Here is a 19,511-nt window from a genome sequence, read left to right as displayed (position 1 = left end):
TTATAACTTTATTTCTACTCTCTCTAATTTCGCTAATACAGAAATCTCGTTAAGATTCATAGTTTCAGTTAATAGACTTCCTGCATTGCTAACCAATAAGACTTTAGAATTTCCTAAGTTCTTTATTTGTCTTATTGCTCTTTTCCCTTTATATTCAACTAAAAATATTCCATTATTGCTTACTTCCTTTACTAAAGTAGCAAAAGCTAAATCTTCTTTTAACATTCTAAATCCAGACATCTCATCGTCTTGAATCTCTAAGTATAGAACCTTATCTTGAGAATATCCTTCAACTTTATTTGAGTGTATAGGTAATTCTTTAAATCCCTTATTATTTTTTAATGAATAATCTAGAACAGGAACATTCTTTAAAACAGATGAAAAGGCATTAGTCCAAACCTCGTCCTTTTCTATATTTCCTTTAAAAGTCTTATTTTTAACTTCTTTCATAGCTTTTCTTTCTTCAATTAAAGCTTCATCAGTAACAACCATACTAACATCATTAAAATCAGAATTTAATATTTTTGATGCTTTTTCAATTAAAGATTCTTGAGCTACTCTTCTTCCCATTTCAACTTCATTTATAAATTTTTCTGCTACACCTAACTTTTTAGCTAATACCTTTTGGCTCATTCCACTTTTAAGTCGAGCCTCTTTTATCTTTTCCCCAACTCTACTCACTTTGAGATCTTCCCTTCTGTTGTTTTAAGTACCACTCTTTTTCTTCAATTAAGTGCTCTACTAAATAATTAAATTTCCACTCCATTGAAGTCGGCGTTACTGTTGCTAATATTCCGCCTTTGAATTTTTGTCTAATACTTCTTATAGTTCCTTTTAGCTCTTCATCAGAAAAATTATTAAAAAGAATAACAGATTCTCTTCGTGGATTTGAATTAAATGTCTCGAACTTTAATCCATTTATTATATCCCTAATAGTCATTTCAACCATTTCTGATGATATTTCTAAAAGCCTAATTCCATCTTCTTTTAAAATATTTAACTCTCTTTCAGGAACATTATAAACTAAAATACACTTATTATTGTCAAGCATATAACCCCTCCTAAACTCTCTATTAATCCTCTATTATTTCTGGAGCATCATAAGTTTCTCCAAAAGTATCTACTGTCATTTTTAATATCTTTTGATCTTCATAAGGTTTGTCACTATAATCCCTCTTTGAATTTACTATCTTGTCTGCAATATCCATTCCTTCAATAACTTTCCCAAATGATGCATATTGTCCATCTAAATGAGGTGCATCTGCAACCATTATAAAGAATTGACTACCTGCAGAATCAGGGATCATAGTTCTCGCCATTGAAAGAACTCCTCTTGAGTGCTTTAAGTCATTTTTAAATCCATTTCTAGAAAATTCGCCTTTAATGCTATAACCTGGTCCACCTATACCTGTTCCTTCTGGGCATCCCCCTTGAATCATGAAACCTGGTATTACTCTATGAAATATAATGCCATCATAGAAACCTCTATTTATTAAGTCTATAAAATTTCTTACTGTATTTGGTGCTATTTCTGGATATAATTCAGCTTTTATAACACCTCCATTTTCCATACTTATAGTTACTATTGGATTTTTCATAATAAATCTCCTTTCAAAATTAAATCTTCTATTATTATTGTCATATTTGAATCTATAAATTCAAAGTTATATATATATCCACTTATAATTTAAAACTGGAGTTATATATTTTTTTCTTCTTATGGTAATTATATATTATTTAATAAAAAAAGCATAGATTTCTCTATGCTTTATTGAAAAGAGGTACCTAAAACTACCCTAGAATAATCAGTATAATTTGATAAATTTTTAACATATATTTGTTTAAAAATAAATTCTCTCCCAAATTTATTTATTAAATCACCAAGTAAAACATTTAAAAAAGTAGTTGGGATTCTCTCAAATCCTTCAAAATCAAGGGATACTCCAATATTTATACTATTTCTAATCATTTCTCTTAATAAAATAGCGTCCTCTATAGTTATATCTTCTCCCAATACATCTTTTATTTTAATTTCCATAAAACATACCCCCCAGTACTTTATAATTGTTTAAATTTTCTGAAAACTCTCTTTAATATAATATATCAATTTCCAGGAATTTTGTCAACATTTTAACAAATATTTTCAAAATATTAGACTTATAGAATAAAACTATAAGTCTAATATTATTATATTTAATATTTATATTTTTATTTTTTATTAGATTCAGTTAAAGACTTTTCTATTGATTCAATAATCTATAGCTCAAATCTATAACTTCATTTTTATTTGAAGAGTTAAATATTTCAACGTTTCCCTTTTCCTTTGACTCAGTTAATAAGTTTTTCTCATTTAACCTTCTCCTTAACTCTTTAGCTGTTCCTAGTCCTCCATCTATTATAGTAATATCCTTTCCTATAATCTTAGTTAAAGTGTCTTTTATAAATGGATAATGTGTACATCCCAAAACTATAGAAGATATTTTACCATCATTGTATGTATTCATTTTTTCAAACAAATATGCTTCAACATCTTCCCCATCAAACTTACCAGATTCAATAAATTCTACAAGACCAGGGCATGGTACAGGAACTATTGATGCTCTATCCTTATATCTATTCATTAACTTGTTAAATTTCTCTTCTTTTAGTGTCATTGATGTTGCCATGATTAATATATTTCCATCATTGTTAAGTTCAACTGCTGGTTTTAATGCAGGTTCTATACCTACCAAAGGTAAATCTGGATATACTTTTCTAAGATCTGCAACAGCTGCGCTAGTTGCTGTATTACAAGCAATAGCTATGCCCTTAACCCCTTTATTTAATAGGAATTCTACAGCCTTAAATGTTAAGTCTCTAACCTCTTCAACGCTTTTTACTCCATAAGGTGCATTTTTAGAATCTCCAAAATATATATAGTTCTCATTCGGCATTACTTTCATTGCTTCTTTCATTACACTTAATCCGCCTACTCCTGAATCAAAAAAACCTATTGGCCTATTCTTATTGTCCACCTAATCTCACTCCATTTTCTTTAATTCTATATTTTATTTTATACCTTTATTTAATATAAATCTACAGATTTATATTGTTATTTAACTTCTATACATTTATAAATTACTTTCAAATACTATTTTTCCCATCTATGTTATATTATAATAAATAATACAATTAATATAATAGGGGTGGGTTTTTGAAAAGAAAGTTATTAATTTATAAGTATCTTACATTCATTTTTGTAGCTTTGTCTATAGCTACTATTTATTTTACATTTAAATTAGGAACACAGTTAGGAGGCAGAATATATCAAATAGGAATTTTTCTTTTTATTATACTTATTGTTATCTCTTCTAAACTCTTTTATAAATCAAGAAAGTTTAATGAAATAATTTTCTTAATCTCCTCTTGGCCAGATTCATATGATTCTAAATTTGACTTTAATAAGATACATAAATTTTATTATGAATATGGTCCTAAATCTTTAAATGAAAATACCTTTCATGACATAGATGATCAAACTGCTCATGATTTAAATATTGATGAGGTCTTTAAGAAAATAAGCAATTGTTCATCAACTCTAGGCGAACAAATGCTATATTATATTTTAAGAACACCAAAAACTAATAGTGCTGAATTAATAAAAAGAAATAAAATAATATAAAAATTTAAAAATGATGAAAATCTAAGAAGTACAATACAACAGATATTTTCTAATTTAGGAAAACAAAGAAAAGGTGAGATATTTAATTTATTTAATACAGAAACAGTTGTAAATAAATCAAAGGTATTATTATACAATCTAATAGCTTTAAGCTCAGTTGTAACATTAGTTTGGTTTATTATTGATGGCGCTAATAAAATTCCAACCTTTATAGGAATTTTCGCCATATACATGTTCATTTCACTACGAACAGCATCTGAAATAGAATATGAACTTACTTCACTTCAATATTTAGGTAACTTTATTAGAGCTTCTAAGGAACTATCTAAAATTGACGATCCTACTTTAAAAGACGAAATAGACAAAATAAAAGAAAGAGTAGATCTATTTTCTAAAATAGATAAAAAAACATTATTTATCTATTCTCAAGGAGCTTTAGATATATTTATAGAAACAATAAATGCTTTATTTTTAACTAGAATACGATCTTACTACTCTATAATCAATGTTATCAAGAAAAATAGACAAGAATTAATAGAACTCTATGCATTAGTTGGTAAAATAGAAGCTTATATCTCTGTATCTTCTTATAGAACTAAATTAAAAAATTATAGTTTACCTAACTTTACTGATAATAAAAATAATTTATTTAAAATAGAAAATGCTTGTCATCCATTATTAGAGAATGGTATTCCTAACAGTATAAATTTAAATAACAAGGGAGTTATTTTAACAGGTTCAAATATGTCTGGTAAATCTACATTCATGAGAACTCTAGCTTTAAATATCCTATTAGCTCAATCTATTTATACATGTTTATGTGATGATTATAATGCTTCTTTCTTTAGGGTTATGTCATCACTTAGTATTTCAGATGATGTTTTATCTGGTACTAGCTATTATTTAGAAGAATGTAATGCTGTTCTTAGAATTTTAAATTCATTAGAAGAAGAAGTACCTGCATTTTGCATAATTGATGAAATATTTAAAGGAACAAACCCAATTGAGAGAATAGCTACATCTAAACAGATTTTAAAATATATTATGAATAGAAATGCACTTTCAATTGTTGCAACACATGATTTAGAATTAGCCGAAACTTGTAATGATAAATATTTAAAATATTATTTTTGTGAAGATGTTGATGAAAATGAAGGTTTAATTTTTGATTTTAAATTAAAAGAAGGCATTTGTAATACAGGAAATGCCATAAAACTATTATCCTATTTAGGCTATCCTAATGAGATAATAAATGATTCAATTAAAGATATTTCTTCTAAATAAAAAATATAAGTATGTAGGTTTGTTTTTTTATATCTTCACTTGAAGATATAACAAGCCTGCATATTTTTATTTAAAAATCCTATATATCTCTCTAATATTATTCTTACATTATTTTGTTAAATTAATTATTGACATCATATCATGTATATAATAGAATTGCTTTATAAATTAAAGAATTTTACGAATATTATGACGTCTAGACCAGTTTAATATTCGATTTAAAGCAGAAAGGAAGTGACTTTTCCTTGTTAAGTTTCGGCAAGGAAGATTTTATGAAAGATTTAATTTTTACAATACCAAAATCAAAGCATAATAAAGAAGACTTATTTAGAATCTTTAAAGACCATCCTGAAATAAAATTTGTATCTATCGTTGGAATAGATTTATCAGGCAATGATACTGATGAAAAAATTCCAACAAGATTATTTTTAGATGATATTGACTCATTTTTAAATGGAGTAGCTATTCAAACAGATGGTTCTTCAGTTGTACTTCCTGGGATCGCAACATTAAATGATGCAAAAGTAGATATGGTAGCAGACATTAATGCTAATTGGTTTGTTGACTATAATTTCGATCATATTGATCCATTAACTAACAAGCCTATTGGAACTCTTAGAATCCCTTCATTCCTAATTCATAATAATAAATCAGTATGTTCAAGAAATATTCTTAATTCAGCAATAAATACATTTAAATCAACTCTTTTAGATATCTTTAAAAATAAACCTAAAACTTTAGAACCATTTAGAATTGAATATGATGATATAGATGAAATTGTAATAACTTCAGCTTCTGAATTAGAATTTTGGGTTAAAACTCCAAATGAACAAGCTCACATAGAAGAATTATCTACATCTCAAGTATTACAAGAACAATATTGGACAAGAACTAAAGGTGCTGTTAGAACTGCATTAGAGGAAACCTTACTTCTTATGGAATCATATGGATTCGAACCTGAAATGGGACATAAAGAAGTTGGTGGAGTAAAATCAAAGCTTGATACTAATGGACAATTCAATCATATAATGGAACAACTTGAAATTGACTGGAAATATTCAGATGCTATTCAAGCTGCTGACAATGAAATCTTCATAAAAATATTAACTCAAGAAACATTCAGAAGACATGGCCTAGATGTTACATTTAAAGCAAAACCAATAGATGATGTTGCTGGTTCTGGGATGCACATACACTTAGGCGTTAGTTTAAAATTGAAAGATGGAAAGAGAATAAACCTATTCCATGCAACTAAAGAAGATTTCTTAAGCTGCATAGGATATGGAGCTATAATGGGAGTATTAAAAAACTATGAAATTATGAATCCATTTATCTCTTCAACTAGTGGAGCTTTTAAAAGATTAAAGCCTGGCTTTGAAGCACCTATATGTATAGTTACTTCACTTGGAGTATCTCCTGATAATCCATCAAGAAATAGAACCATATTAATAGGCTTAATTAGAGATTTAACAAATCCATTAGCAACAAGATTTGAGCTTAGATCACCTAATCCTCATACAAATATATATCTTGCTCTTTCTGTTTCATATATGTCAATGCTTGATGGAATAATATATGCTCTTGAAAATGATAAAACTGAAGAAGAGCTTTTAGCAGAATTATCAAAAAAACCTGGTGATGATGCATCTTATTTAGAAAAAACTAGAGCTTATAGAAGTGAAGAAGACGTATTTGAATTCTACACAGAGAAAGAAAGAAATGAATACTTTGGTAAAGCACCTGCTACTGTATATGAAAACTTAATTCAATTAGATACGTATTCAAATAAACTAAATATATTAAAAAGAAATAATGTATTTAGTGATAAACTAATAAATAGCTTTAAACTTGCTACAATTCAAAGATGGACTACAGATATTGTTCATAGAGTTATACTAAATCACGCTGCTGAAGTTAGATCATTTAAAAAGCTTCACTCTGAGAATGCATTAGATTTAGATATATCAAATTGGATGACTATAGATAACTTAAGACATTATATAATGAAAGACACTTATACAACAAAAAGCTTATTCACTCGTATAAAATTAGCTTTATCTAATGAAGATTATGCTCTAGCATCTGATTTATCGCTTGAATTAGAAGATAAAATGAGTGAATTAAGAAATCTTTATACTAACTATACAAAGAATTTACTAGATATATAAATTTATATAAAAAATTTTTTAAGAAAAGTTAAGCTGATAAGCTTAGCTTTTTTTATTTTATTGAGAAATAACTTCATAATTTTAAATTCAATAAAAGGTAGAGAAAAGTTTACTCTTGATGAGTATCCCTCTGCCTTATTTTTTTATATTAACTTATACTTTTATATCCATGCAGGAATATGAATTTTTTCATTTTCCATAAATGATATATTATTATCTAGAACATTTTTTATAACGTTCTTTTTTGTATTTAATGAATTATTATTTATAAAATCTTCAGCTTCCTTCATACTATTTGCTTTAAATATAAAAGTCCAACCATTTTTATCATATTTACCTGTACACATTAAATACTTTTCTTTTTCATTATCTATATGTTGTCTATCTATTATTAAACTCTTAAATTCACCTATTGTTTTATAATTTAATTTTACAAAAATATCATTATTCATATTACCCTCCAACCAAACATAAGTTCTACATTCATGTTATACGAACATACGTTTCATGTCAATACTTGTATATAATTTTTACATAATAATTATAAAAATACTCTTTTATTGTAGAAATTTATTTTTTATTGTCAAAATTTATATAAATACTTATATAATAAAAAGTACTTTTATTATGTTGACGTACATTCTTTATATACTATGTTTACCAATATTATAGTATACCCATATACAATTATTTTTTTCATTCTTAATATAAATAATTATAAATACATAAGTTTCCTTCTTCATTTCGCCTATTAAAAATAAAAAACAAATAGAGATCTTATTAAACAATACGTCCATAAGATCTCCATTTAATTCTTCATTATTATTCTGTTATATCAAAAACCTCTAAGTTTTTGTTTTCTACACCAAAAACTTTAACTTCAGCTATTGCTCTTAATGTATCTAAAGCTGTTATAACACCTATATTTCTTTCTACAGCAACCCTTCTTATAATAAATCCATCTCTCTTGGAATCATTTCCCTTAGTTGGAGTATTAACTACTAAGTCTACTTCCTTATTTTTTACTACATCTAATATATTAGGTGCATTTTCATGTAACTTTCTTACTACTTCAACTTCAATATCAGCTTCTCTTAAAAGATTAGCCGTTCCTTCTGTTGCAACAAACTTATATCCAACTTCAGCTAGCATTTTAGCTATAGGTAAGAATTCCTTTTTATCATGCTTATTTATAGTCGCTAATATCTTTCCTTTTTTATTTGAAGGATACATTCCACCTGCAACAAACCCTTTATATAAAGCTTCCTTTATATTTCTTCCTACACCTAAAACTTCTCCAGTTGATTTCATTTCTGGTCCTAATGATACTTCAACCTTAGGTAATTTTTGTGTTGAGAATACAGGTACCTTTACGGATACTAATTCTGGCTCCTTGTATATATCAACTCCATATCCTAAATCTTTTAATTTATGTCCAAGCATAACTTTAGTAGCTAAATCTACTATTGGAACCTTACTTACCTTACTTATATATGGTACAGTTCTTGATGCTCTAGGGTTAACCTCTATAATATAAAGTTCTCCCTTAAATTCTATGAACTGAATATTTATCATTCCCTTAATTCCAATTGCTACTGCTAATTTTTTAGTATAATCTAAAACCTTAGTTTTTGTTTCAGAAGTAATATTTTGACTTGGATACATAGTTACTGAATCTCCAGAGTGAACTCCAGCTCTTTCTAGATGTTCCATTACTCCTGGAATTAATATATCTTCTCCATCTGATATGGCATCTACTTCTATTTCTCTACCCATTAAATATTTATCTACTAATATAGGGTTTTTCTTATCTTTAGCAAATGTATTCTTTAAGTAATACTTTAATTCTTCTTCATCATGAGTAATTTCCATACCTTGACCACCAAGAACATAGGAAGGCCTTACTAATACTGGGAAACCTAATTCCCTAGCTTCCTCTAAGCCTTCTTCCATATTCCAAATACCTTTACCTTTTGGTCTATCTATTCCTAATCTTTCTAATAGCTCATCAAACTTCTCTCTATCTTCAGCCATATCTATTTGATCTGCTGTAGTTCCTAAAGTTTTAATTCCCTTTTCTTTTAAGAAGTTAGCGAGTTTTATAGCTGTTTGACCACCAAATTGCAGTATAACTCCATCTGGATTTTCCTTATCAATTATATTTAATACATCCTCTTCAGTTAATGGCTCAAAATAAAGTTTATCTGATATATTAAAATCTGTACTTACTGTTTCTGGATTGTTATTTATTATTATGGTTTCAATACCCATTTTCTTTAACGATTTTACGCAGTGTACTGAAGCATAGTCAAATTCTATACCTTGTCCTATTCTTATTGGACCTGAACCTATAACTATTACTTTCTTTCTATCTGATACCTCTACTTCATCATATTGTTCATAAGTTGAATAGTAATATGGTGATAAAGCTTCAAATTCTCCTCCACATGTATCAACCATCTTATATGCAGGCTTGATATTCCATATCATTCTTAACTTATAAACATCCTCAGGACTAACCTTAAGCATATCTGCTATAGCTTTGTCTGAGAATCCCTTTTTCTTTAAGTTTAATAACCATTCTTTATCTAAATCTTCTATCTTGCTTAATTTTAATCTAGTTTCTTCTTCAACTATCCATTTGAATTTCTCTAAGAAGAATATATCTATTCCAGTTATTTTTGCGATACTTTCTATTCTATAGTCTCTTCTTATCATTTCAGCAAGAGCAAATAGTCTTTCATCATCAGGCTTAACTACGATTGATTTCAATTCTTGAATACTTAATTCCTTAAATTTAGGATGATCTAGAGAATATTTTCCTATTTCTAAGCTTCTTATTCCTTTTAAAAGTGCAGCTTCTAAATTAGCACCTATTGCCATTATTTCTCCAGTCGCCATCATCTTAGTTCCTAAAGCTCTATCTGCTGCATAAAACTTATCAAAAGGCCACTTTGGAATCTTAACTACTACATAATCTAATGTTGGCTCAAAACAAGCATAAGTCTTTTGAGTTACTGCATTTTTTATTTCATCTAATCCATAGCCTAATGCTATCTTTGCTGCAAGCTTTGCTATTGGATATCCTGTTGCCTTAGATGCTAAAGCAGATGATCTTGAAACTCTAGGATTAATTTCTATTACTGCATACTCAAATGAATTTGGATTTAATGCAAATTGTACATTACATCCTCCTTCTATTCCAACTGCATTTATAATATTTATTGCTGAAGTTCTAAGCATTTGATATTCTTTATCAGATAAAGTTTGAGATGGTGCAACAACTATACTATCACCAGTATGAATCCCAACTGGATCTATATTTTCCATGTTACATACAGTTATACAGTTTCCATAAGAGTCTCTCATTACTTCGTACTCTATTTCTTTCCATCCTTTAACTGACTTTTCTAAAAGAACTTGACCTATTGTACTTAATTGTAATCCTGAAGCTAATATTTCTCTAAGTTCTGTTTCATTTTCGGCAATTCCGCCACCGGTTCCCCCTAATGTATATGCAGGTCTAACTATTACTGGGTATCCAATATTTGTAGCATAAGCAACCCCTGCTTCTATTTCAGTTATAATTTCACTTTGTATAACTGGCTCATTAATTCTATTCATCATATTTCTAAAAAGCTCTCTATCTTCACCTTCTTTAATAGATTGAATAGATGTACCAATTACTTTTACATTATATTTATCTAAAATTCCTGCTTCATATAAATCTACAGCAAGGTTAAGTCCTGTTTGACCACCCATTCCTGTAAGTAAGCTATCTGGCCTTTCCTTATCTATAACTTTTTCTAAAAACTCCACTGTTAGTGGCTCTATATATATCTTATCAGCAACTTCTGAATCAGTCATAATAGTTGCTGGATTTGAATTAACTAAAACTACTTCTATTCCTTCTTCTTTTAATGCTTGGCAAGCCTGAGTTCCTGAATAATCAAATTCAGCTGCTTGACCTATAACTATTGGACCTGATCCTATTACTAAAACTTTTTTAATATCTTTATTTAATGGCATATCCTAAATCCTCCTATAGTGCATATTTTATAAACTTATCAAATATATATTCGCTATCTTTTGGGCCTGCTGCTGCTTCTGGATGAAATTGAACTGAGAATATTGGAAGGCTTGTATGCTTCATTCCTTCAATAGTTCCATCATTTATATTGATATGTGTTGCTACAACATCATTTGGCAAAGTTTCAACCACATATCCATGGTTTTGTGATGTAATATGAACTTTATTTTCTTCTAAATCTTTAACTGGATGGTTACATCCTCTGTGTCCAAATTTTAATTTAGTAGTTTTTCCTCCTAAAGTTAATGCTAAAAGCTGATGTCCTAAACATATACCTACTATAGGTTTCTTTCCCACTAATTTTTTTATATTTTCTATTACATCTCCTAAATCTTCTGGGTCTCCAGGTCCATTTGATAAAAACACTAAATCTGGATTTACTTCTAAAACTTCTTCTGCAGTTGCATTCATTGGAAATACAGTTAACTTGCATCCTCTATTTTTAAAATTTCTTATGATATTTTCCTTTATTCCAAAGTCAATTATTGCTACGTGCTTTCCTTTGCCTTCTACAGAATACTTTTCTTTAGTGCTAACTATACTAACTGCTTCTTTATTTGAAAAAGAGCTTATTCTTTCCTTAACATCCTCTAAAGCAACTTCTTCTAAGGAAATCATCCCTTTCATAGTTCCATAATTTCTTAAAACCTTTGTTAAAGCTCTAGTGTCTATGCCTTCTAATCCGATTATTTTATTTTGCTTCAAGTAATTTTCAAGATCCATTTCACACCTAAAGTTATTTGGAAAATTACATTTTTCTCTAACTATAAATCCTTTAACTTTTGGTGACTTTGATTCCATATCCTCTAAGTTAATTCCATAGTTACCTATAAGAGGATAGGTCATTGTAACTATTTGTCCATAATATGATGGGTCTGTTAAAACCTCTTGATAGCCTGTCATTCCTGTAGTAAATACTACTTCTCCTATACTGTCTTTTAAATATCCAAAAGCCTTGCCTTCAAAAATCATACCATTCTCTAATATTAGCTTTGCTTTCATATTTAGCCCTCCTTAATTTAAATATATTTAGCTAAAAATACACTTTATAAAAGCTCTACTTACCTAAAAATAAAAGGACAATAAGAAGAGAACAAATTATGGTTCTCTTCCTACTATCCTTATATATTTAATATCAGCATTAGAAAACGTCCTTACTGACATAGCTATGCAATTATTTTGTGAATAAAAATATAACATATTTATATACTCCCTTTCTGGCCTCACAGGACCAATTTAAAGTGTACTTTTTAACTCTTTAATTATCTTTTTGATAATTAATTATCCTTTTATAATATTCTATATTTTATATAAATATCTGTCAAGGAATTTAATATTAATAATTATGCACATATTCTCTAAGATTCTTTAACCTTCCATCTTACCCCAATAAAGTTTATATAGATTGAAAATATTAAGTTATAATTTACTTACTTCACATATTAATAGCATATTTGCTGATATATATTTTTAGATAGTATTTGTTTTATTTATTGCTTATTATATTATACAACACATCTGCATAAATATACACTTCTTTGAATAAAAATTCTAGACTGTTGAATTTTTTATTTACGTATTTATATTCAATGACTTATTTGTAAAAATATTCTATAATTATATTGAAAATCAATTTTATTGCTGATATAATATTGTATATTATAACTCTTAATAAAATATAAAATACCATTAAATAAATGAGGAGGTTAATAATTTGCTTAAACTAGATAATGTTAGTAAAAAGTTTAAAGACACCAAAGTAGTTGATAATTTATCTTTTTCAGTTAATAAAGGTGAAATAGTTGGTTTACTCGGTGAAAATGGGGCAGGAAAAACAACAACTTTAAGAATGATTTCTACTATGCTAGAAATAACAGAAGGTAAAATTAAAGTTAATGAAATTGATGTAAAGTCAAATCCTGAAAGTGTCAGAAAAGAAATAGGAATTCTATTTGGTGGAGACGTAGGCTTATATGACAGATTAAGCGGCAGAGAAAATATAAGATACTTTGCAAATCTTTATGGAATGAATAAAAAAGAAGCTGATGAAAGAATAGATAATTTAGCAAAAAGCTTTGGTATGGAGGATTATATAAACAAGCCTGTTGGAAAGTATTCTAGAGGTATGAAACAAAAAATATCTATCGCTAGATCAATAGTTCATAATCCATCTATTATGCTATTTGATGAACCAACTACTGGCTTAGATGTTAGTGCTGCTAGAATAGTACAAGACTTCATACTACAATGTAAAAGCGAAAATAAAGTAATACTATTTTCTAGTCATTCTATGAAGGAAGTAGAAAAATTATGTGATAGAGTTGTAATTATAAATAAGGGTAAATTAATAGAAGATTGCACATTAAGTACATTAAAAGATAAATATAATAATGAAGATTTAGAAGAAACATTCTTAAAACTTATAGGAGGTAAGTCTAATGAATAACTTTTTAACAGTTTTAAAGAAAGAACTATTAGACATTGTAAGGGATAAAAAAACATTAGTATTTACTTTAATTCTCCCTATACTTATTTATCCTATAATGTTTAAATTCATGTCATCTGCAATGGAGAAAACTCAATCAGACGTACAAAAAGAAATTAATATATATATTGATGGCGATAAGGATTCTTCTATGGCAAAAGCTATAACATCTCTAGATAATATTAAAATGCCAGAAACAGAATCTCCAACAGACTCCCTAAAAAATGGGGATATTCAGCTTATCGTAAAAATTCCTGAGAATTTCGATGAAAACATATCTCAAGGAAAAAATGATACTATTGAACTATTAATAGATGAGGAATCTAATAAATCTATGATTGCAAGTAGCATGATTAGTGAAATATATGAAAACTATAAAAAATCTATAGTTGAACAACGCCTAGCCGATAAAGGAATAGACTCAACTATACTTACTCCATTTGAAGTTAGTGTTAAATCAGGAATAAACACTGATAATGAAGATATTAATGGTGGTGCTGCAATGCTTCTAACTATGATTCCAACATTAATTGTAATTCTTATGGTATCTTCTACTGTAGGTATGGCAGCAGATCTTGGTGCAGGTGAAAAAGAAAGATTTACATTTGAACCACTTTTATCAACTTCAGCTAAGAGATCTTCATTACTTTGGGGTAAAATAACAGCTTTATGTACAGTTTCATTTATAGCTTTGATTGCTAACTTAGCTGCTATGGTATTTTCAATGCAAAAGTTCATGAATTTTGGAGAAGGTGAAATACAATTTAATTTAGCACCATCAACTATATTAGGTATGTTAATAATAGGCTGCTTGGTATTAGTAACATTATCAGCATTACAAATTTCAGTAAGTATTTATGCAAGATCAACTAAAGAAGCAAATTCTTATTTAGCTGCAATTACAATGCCTACTATGATTTTAGCTTTCTTGCCTTACATGATGGATGCAAAAGGAATAAATCCAGCATTCTTTAACATTCCTATAACTAATGCAATTTGCTTAATGAAAGAATTTACCGTTGGAATATTTGACATTAAACATATAGCTTTAGTAGTTGGATGGCATTTAGTTTATATAGTTGCATCAATTATATTTGCTAAATTTATGTTCTCTAAAGAAGAAGTTATATTTAGGAATTAACAAGTGATAGTGGACAATGCATAATTATGGATATAATTCACTAAGGTGAATTATTAAAAATAAAAAATAAAGGAATTCAGCTTTAGGCTGAATTCCGTCCTTAATTATCAATTGTCCATTTTCCATTATAAATTATTTAAGTTCTGCTAGTTTTTTATCAAATTTTCTTATATCAGGCCAAGTATGATAATTGGCGCCTTCTTTTGAATGATATTCCTCAAAGTCCTCTACACTAATCTCATATGTTTCAAAATCATCTAATTCTATCTCTATATAGTTGTTATCATTTATATTAAAACTAGTTACTTCTCCTGTAGGTATAACTTCGCTTCCATAATAAAATATAATTCCATTTTCTATAAGTGTCTCATAGATTTCTAAAACTTCGTCTTTAATGTTTTCTATCATAGTAATAATTCACCTATCCCTTATTCATCATTAGTATTATCTTTCTAGATAAGCTTCTAGGAATAATCTTATTCACTGCAATAATGACCTTATTTTTAAATCCAGGAATTATTATTAGTTTTCCCTTTTTAAAATCCCTATAAGCTACTTCTGCTACTTTTTTTGGTGTCATTAAGGCTTTTTTAGCAGATTCTTTTTTTCTTATTCCTGCTTTATCTTGAAATCCAGTACTTACAGGTCCTGGACACAAGCAACTTATCCTTATGCCTGTTCCCTTTAATTCTTCATATATAGCTTCTGTAAAATTTAACACATAGGCTTTTGATGCATAATAGGTAGCCATCTTAGGACCTGCACAAAAAGCTGCTGTCGAAGCAACATTCATTATAGCCCCCTCACCATGACTTATCATTATTGGTAAAAACATCTTAGTCAATTCTGTTAGAGCTCTTACATTTACATCTATTAAATTTAATTCTTTTTCTCTTTCTATTTCACTTAGGTAACCAAAGGACCCCAATCCTGCATTATTTATTAAAATATCCACAGTTATATTTTTTTTATCAACAAAACTTAATAGTTTTTCACAGGAGTTATCCTCAGATAAATCTAAAGATATGCTATAAACGTTAATATTATATAGTAACACTAACTCTTCCTTTACCTTTTCTAGCTTTTCCTCATCTCTTGCAACTAAAATTAAGTTATTTCCATCATTAGCATACAGCTTTGCTAATTCATATCCAATCCCAGTAGTAGCTCCAGTTATAAGTACATAGCTCCTACCATAAGGTTTACCCATAAAAAATCCTCCACGAAATTTATTTATTAAAATTTATATTTAAATATATCATATAGTCATATATATATAAATATTAAATAAGATGAGAATATATAATGAAAACACCTATTTTCGTATAAAAAATAGAGAAAGGTTGTCCTTTCTCTATTTTGCTAAATTTATCTTATATATAATTAAAATCTTTACTACTATAGTAATTTTAAAAACTACATATTGCATTTACAGTAATTTAAATTTTACTTTATACCATTAATAATGAAATTAATTAAGAACAAAGCACTTACAACATACATTATTGGATGTACATCCTTAGCTTCTCTTTTAACTATTTTAGCTAAACAATATGTTACAAATCCAGCTGCTACACCATTTGAAATGCTTCCTGTAAAAGGCATGAATGTCACTACAAAAAATGCTGGCATAGCTACTTCAAAATCACTCCAATCAATATTTTTGAAGGATTCCATCATTAAGATACCTACTACTATTAACGCTGGAGCAGTAGCTGCTGATGGTACCATCCCCATTATAGGTGATATAAATAATGATAATATAAATAAAATAGCCACTGTAACTGAAGTTAATCCAGTTCTTCCACCTTGTCCAATTCCTGCTGCACTTTCAACATATGTTGTTGTATTACTTGTTCCTAATAAAGCTCCTATTGAAGTAGCTGTTGCATCTGCAAATAAAGCTCTTTCTAATTTTGATGAAAAATTATTTCCACCTTCAAATAGCTTTTCATCATTATCATCAAATATTCCTGCTTTTCTTCCTGTTCCTAAAAATGTACCAATTGTATCAAAAGTATCTGATAAAGAAAATGCAAATATCGTAATCAACACTAAAGATATCTTAGATGGATCACTAAATAATCCAACAAAATCTAGCTTAAAAAATGTTGGTGCTATACTTGGGATCCCAAAACTAATTTGTGAAAAGTCTGGCACTTGAGTTACTCCCATAAAGATGCCAACAACTGTAGTTAAAAGAATTCCTAATAAAATTGCACCCTTGAATTTAAGAAGCATTAATATAAGAGTAATTACTAATCCTATTAATGCTAATAAAGCTACTGGGTCCTTAAAGTCAGTCATTGCTAAATTCACACTGTTAAATATTGACGAGTCTCCTGATGAAGTAATTTGATTAGCAGCTTCTCCTGTGAAAGTAAGAAAATGTGCTTGCTTAATACCTAAGAATGCGATGAAGAGACCTATGCCTCCCGAAATTGCATATTGAAGTGAATGAGGAATAGCTTGTATTATCATTTTTCTTATTTTAGTAGTAGTAATAATAATATTAATAATTCCACAAATGAATACCATAGCTAAAGCTTGTTGCCATGTGAATCCAAGTCCCAATACTACTGTAAATGTAAAAAATGCATTTAGTCCCATTCCTGGTGCTTGTGCAAAGGGTACATTAGCTACTAATCCCATAACTAGAGTTCCTATAGCTGCTGCAATAATTGTAGCAACAAAAACAGCATTCTTATCCATTCCTGCTGCTGCTAAGATAGATGGATTTACAAATAAAATATATGCCATTGTTAGAAATGTAGTTAATCCTGCCATTAATTCAGTTTTAACATCTGTTCCATTTTCCTTAAGTTTAAAAAATTTATTCATGATAGCCCCCTTATTTTCGAATATTATATAGATATATTATCATTTCATTCGTATTTAATCAACATATTTTTTACACTTTTTCTTAAATAATACCATTTTTACATAATATATTAATATTAAAGCTAAACAACTGCCATTAGTTAAACTATTTATTAAATAAATACGAATATTATGTTAAGCATCCATATTTAAATATTTGCTTGATTATATGGTTTAATTATTAAGGGAACTTTATATTTATTGATATAAAATTTCACTATATCACCATATATTTACAATAAAGTTTCAAAGTGGTACAATGTAGATAATATTTATATGTATATTTTAAATGAATATATTGTTGGAAGGAGATTTTATTTTGGTTTTTACTATAGCGAGCATGAATATAGTAATTCATGTAATTAACAATACATCTATGGATTTAGAAAAATGTACTATTGAGCACACAGGCAACGGTGGTCACCCCATTAAATTAGGAAATATTAAATCAATGGAAAAAACTAGTGAAGAAATGTGTATCTTAACTTCAAGAGAAAAATCAGAACTTATTTTTAGTTATACTCTAAACGGAGAAAAATATAGCTCAACAGTATACGATAAAATAATTTTTTCTGATGTTAGACCAATAACTATCACTATAACTGAAGAAAATAACACTTTAATATTTAATCTTAAGCATAAATCAAACGACTAATTTTAAGGAGATGTAATTGATGAAGAAAATCATGCCTTTTCTTTTTACAGGAAACCAATTTAATCTAAGGAATATAATTGTTTACGTAAGGAACAATACTTCAAAAACACTAGAGGACGTAACTATTCAACATACAGGTCCAGGAGGACATTCTATCAAATTAGGCACTATTAAGCCTAATAGTAATGATACTCAAGAGGAAATTTGTTCAACAACAATAGTAAATAAATCTGAATTAATATTTAGTTATGTGCTAGGTGAAATCAAATATAGCTTAGTTGTCTATGATGATGTTATTAATACGGATATAAGACCAATAGTAATTACTATAACTGAAGAAAATAATAATTTAATTTTTAATACTGAAAGAATATCTGGTAAAATATATAATAAATATTTAATTGAGGATATAATTAATTAAAAATATAAGTGAGGCACTAAGTCCTCACTTTTTATTTACTCTAAATTATCTTTTTTCGTCTTCAGTCACTCTTCCATCAGAACTACTTACAGGAATTGCCTCACCTAAAAACTTAGGTTCTGGTTTTAATATATTTACATAAATAAAATCTTTTAATTGTGCTAAAACTTCACGCTTTTTATAACTATCCATCAATTGATATTGTCTTTTATCCGACTTTATTCCATAAGCATCTATTCCCAATTTTTTAGCTATATATAAAGCTCTTGGCAAATGATATTCGTTCGTTACTATTATTGCCTTATCAACTTTAAAAATCTCTTTTGCTCTATACATTGTATCATAAGTACTAAAGCCTGCATGATCCATAAAAATTAATTTTTCATCTATATCATTTTGTAAGATATATTTTTTCATAGATCCAACTTCATTATATTCTTCTCTACCATGATCTCCACTTAATAAAAATACGTTTGCTAGTCCAGCTTCAAAGACTTCTAATGAAGTTTCTAATCTATCTGCTAGTATATCTGATGGTGTTCCGTCTACTCTAACTCCAGCCCCTAGTACTATAATCACATCATTTCCACTAGGAATATCTTCAATATTATAAATATATTTTTTATAGCTATTGACTGTTGAAATGGTTATACTTATGGATATTATTAATATCATTAGTAATATTATAAATATACTCATAATTCTTTTCCCCACTTCTAAATTTGA

General features: G+C 28.1%; 19 protein-coding genes. 7 read left to right on the top strand and 12 right to left on the bottom strand.

The genetic code is table 11. The features are described from left to right. The 5 genes from NSA50_RS07960 to murI form a co-directional block, all read right to left on the bottom strand. On the bottom strand, positions 1 to 681 hold the full coding sequence (locus tag NSA50_RS07960) for a helix-turn-helix domain-containing protein (RefSeq protein WP_257444318.1): 681 nt from the start codon (positions 679 to 681) through the stop codon (positions 1 to 3). Then, positions 674 to 1,051, bottom strand: a complete 378-nt coding sequence (locus NSA50_RS07955) for a DUF3783 domain-containing protein (RefSeq protein ID WP_257444316.1) — start codon at positions 1,049 to 1,051, stop codon at positions 674 to 676. Before NSA50_RS07955 ends, NSA50_RS07960 begins: the two co-directional genes overlap by 8 nt. A 22-nt stretch (positions 1,052 to 1,073) precedes the next feature. Next, on the bottom strand, positions 1,074 to 1,598 hold the full coding sequence (locus NSA50_RS07950; RefSeq protein WP_195263887.1) for a peptidylprolyl isomerase: 525 nt from the start codon (positions 1,596 to 1,598) through the stop codon (positions 1,074 to 1,076). A gap of 170 nt (positions 1,599 to 1,768) precedes the next feature. Next, positions 1,769 to 2,038 carry an STAS-like domain-containing protein gene (locus NSA50_RS07945; RefSeq protein ID WP_195263888.1) on the bottom strand — a complete coding sequence of 90 codons (270 nt, stop codon included), beginning with the start codon at positions 2,036 to 2,038 and terminating at the stop codon, positions 1,769 to 1,771. Positions 2,039 to 2,240: 202 nt separating this feature from the next. Next, on the bottom strand, positions 2,241 to 3,014 hold the full coding sequence (gene murI, locus NSA50_RS07940; protein WP_195263889.1) for a glutamate racemase: 774 nt from the start codon (positions 3,012 to 3,014) through the stop codon (positions 2,241 to 2,243). Between the two features lie 179 nt (positions 3,015 to 3,193). Between murI and NSA50_RS07935 the strand changes: the two genes are divergently transcribed. From NSA50_RS07935 to NSA50_RS07925, 3 genes are all read left to right on the top strand, one after another. Continuing rightward, positions 3,194 to 3,661, top strand: coding sequence for a hypothetical protein (locus NSA50_RS07935; RefSeq protein ID WP_257444313.1), 468 nt, complete (start codon positions 3,194 to 3,196; stop codon positions 3,659 to 3,661). Positions 3,662 to 3,892: 231 nt separating this feature from the next. Continuing rightward, the gene (locus tag NSA50_RS07930; protein WP_257444311.1) at positions 3,893 to 4,945 is read left to right on the top strand and encodes a MutS-related protein; all 1,053 of its coding nucleotides are present in this window, start codon (positions 3,893 to 3,895) and stop codon (positions 4,943 to 4,945) included. Positions 4,946 to 5,217: 272 nt separating this feature from the next. Next, complete coding sequence (locus NSA50_RS07925) at positions 5,218 to 7,113, top strand: type I glutamate--ammonia ligase (RefSeq protein WP_257444309.1); 1,896 nt, start codon at positions 5,218 to 5,220, stop codon at positions 7,111 to 7,113. 161 nt (positions 7,114 to 7,274) lie between these two features. Here NSA50_RS07925 and NSA50_RS07920 read toward each other — a convergent pair whose 3' ends face one another. The 3 genes from NSA50_RS07920 to NSA50_RS07910 form a co-directional block, all read right to left on the bottom strand. Beyond that, positions 7,275 to 7,565: a hypothetical protein gene (locus NSA50_RS07920; protein WP_195263892.1), complete on the bottom strand. Its 291-nt coding sequence runs from the start codon at positions 7,563 to 7,565 to the stop codon at positions 7,275 to 7,277. Between the two features lie 370 nt (positions 7,566 to 7,935). Beyond that, positions 7,936 to 11,142, bottom strand: coding sequence for a carbamoyl-phosphate synthase (glutamine-hydrolyzing) large subunit (carB, locus tag NSA50_RS07915; protein ID WP_257444306.1), 3,207 nt, complete (start codon positions 11,140 to 11,142; stop codon positions 7,936 to 7,938). A 13-nt stretch (positions 11,143 to 11,155) separates the two neighbouring features. Then, the gene (locus tag NSA50_RS07910) at positions 11,156 to 12,205 is read right to left on the bottom strand and encodes a carbamoyl phosphate synthase small subunit (protein ID WP_257444304.1); all 1,050 of its coding nucleotides are present in this window, start codon (positions 12,203 to 12,205) and stop codon (positions 11,156 to 11,158) included. A gap of 712 nt (positions 12,206 to 12,917) precedes the next feature. Between NSA50_RS07910 and NSA50_RS07905 the strand changes: the two genes are divergently transcribed. Both NSA50_RS07905 and NSA50_RS07900 read left to right on the top strand, forming a co-directional pair. Then, on the top strand, positions 12,918 to 13,649 hold the full coding sequence (locus NSA50_RS07905; RefSeq protein WP_257444302.1) for an ABC transporter ATP-binding protein: 732 nt from the start codon (positions 12,918 to 12,920) through the stop codon (positions 13,647 to 13,649). After that, positions 13,642 to 14,829 carry an ABC transporter permease gene (locus NSA50_RS07900; protein WP_195263896.1) on the top strand — a complete coding sequence of 396 codons (1,188 nt, stop codon included), beginning with the start codon at positions 13,642 to 13,644 and terminating at the stop codon, positions 14,827 to 14,829. The genes NSA50_RS07905 and NSA50_RS07900 overlap by 8 nt, the downstream gene beginning before the upstream one ends. 132 nt (positions 14,830 to 14,961) lie before the next feature. On the opposite strand, the gene NSA50_RS07895 is transcribed toward NSA50_RS07900, so the two are convergent. The 3 genes from NSA50_RS07895 to NSA50_RS07885 all read right to left on the bottom strand — a co-directional run bounded on the left by NSA50_RS07895 (position 14,962) and on the right by NSA50_RS07885 (position 17,670). Then, on the bottom strand, positions 14,962 to 15,237 hold the full coding sequence (locus tag NSA50_RS07895) for a hypothetical protein (protein ID WP_195263897.1): 276 nt from the start codon (positions 15,235 to 15,237) through the stop codon (positions 14,962 to 14,964). 13 nt (positions 15,238 to 15,250) lie between these two features. Continuing rightward, the gene (locus tag NSA50_RS07890; protein ID WP_257444298.1) at positions 15,251 to 16,039 is read right to left on the bottom strand and encodes an SDR family NAD(P)-dependent oxidoreductase; all 789 of its coding nucleotides are present in this window, start codon (positions 16,037 to 16,039) and stop codon (positions 15,251 to 15,253) included. 236 nt (positions 16,040 to 16,275) lie between these two features. Then, entirely contained in the window at positions 16,276 to 17,670 is a 1,395-nt protein-coding gene (locus tag NSA50_RS07885) for an NCS2 family permease (RefSeq protein ID WP_195263899.1), read from the bottom strand. Positions 17,671 to 18,028: 358 nt separating this feature from the next. On the opposite strand from NSA50_RS07885, the gene NSA50_RS07880 reads away from it, so the two are divergent. Continuing rightward, on the top strand, positions 18,029 to 18,364 hold the full coding sequence (locus NSA50_RS07880; protein WP_257444296.1) for a hypothetical protein: 336 nt from the start codon (positions 18,029 to 18,031) through the stop codon (positions 18,362 to 18,364). A 19-nt stretch (positions 18,365 to 18,383) separates the two neighbouring features. Further along, positions 18,384 to 18,785 (top strand): hypothetical protein, encoded by a 402-nt coding sequence (locus tag NSA50_RS07875; RefSeq protein WP_257444287.1) that lies wholly within the window; start codon positions 18,384 to 18,386, stop codon positions 18,783 to 18,785. A gap of 45 nt (positions 18,786 to 18,830) precedes the next feature. On the opposite strand, the gene NSA50_RS07870 is transcribed toward NSA50_RS07875, so the two are convergent. After that, positions 18,831 to 19,484, bottom strand: coding sequence for a SanA/YdcF family protein (locus NSA50_RS07870; RefSeq protein ID WP_257444285.1), 654 nt, complete (start codon positions 19,482 to 19,484; stop codon positions 18,831 to 18,833). Positions 19,485 to 19,511: the final 27 nt, after the last annotated feature.

It is taken from the genome of Clostridium mucosae (genome assembly GCF_024622765.1).
Lineage (GTDB): Bacteria > Bacillota > Clostridia > Clostridiales > Clostridiaceae > Clostridium.
This window is presented reverse-complemented; position numbering and strand designations above follow the sequence as displayed.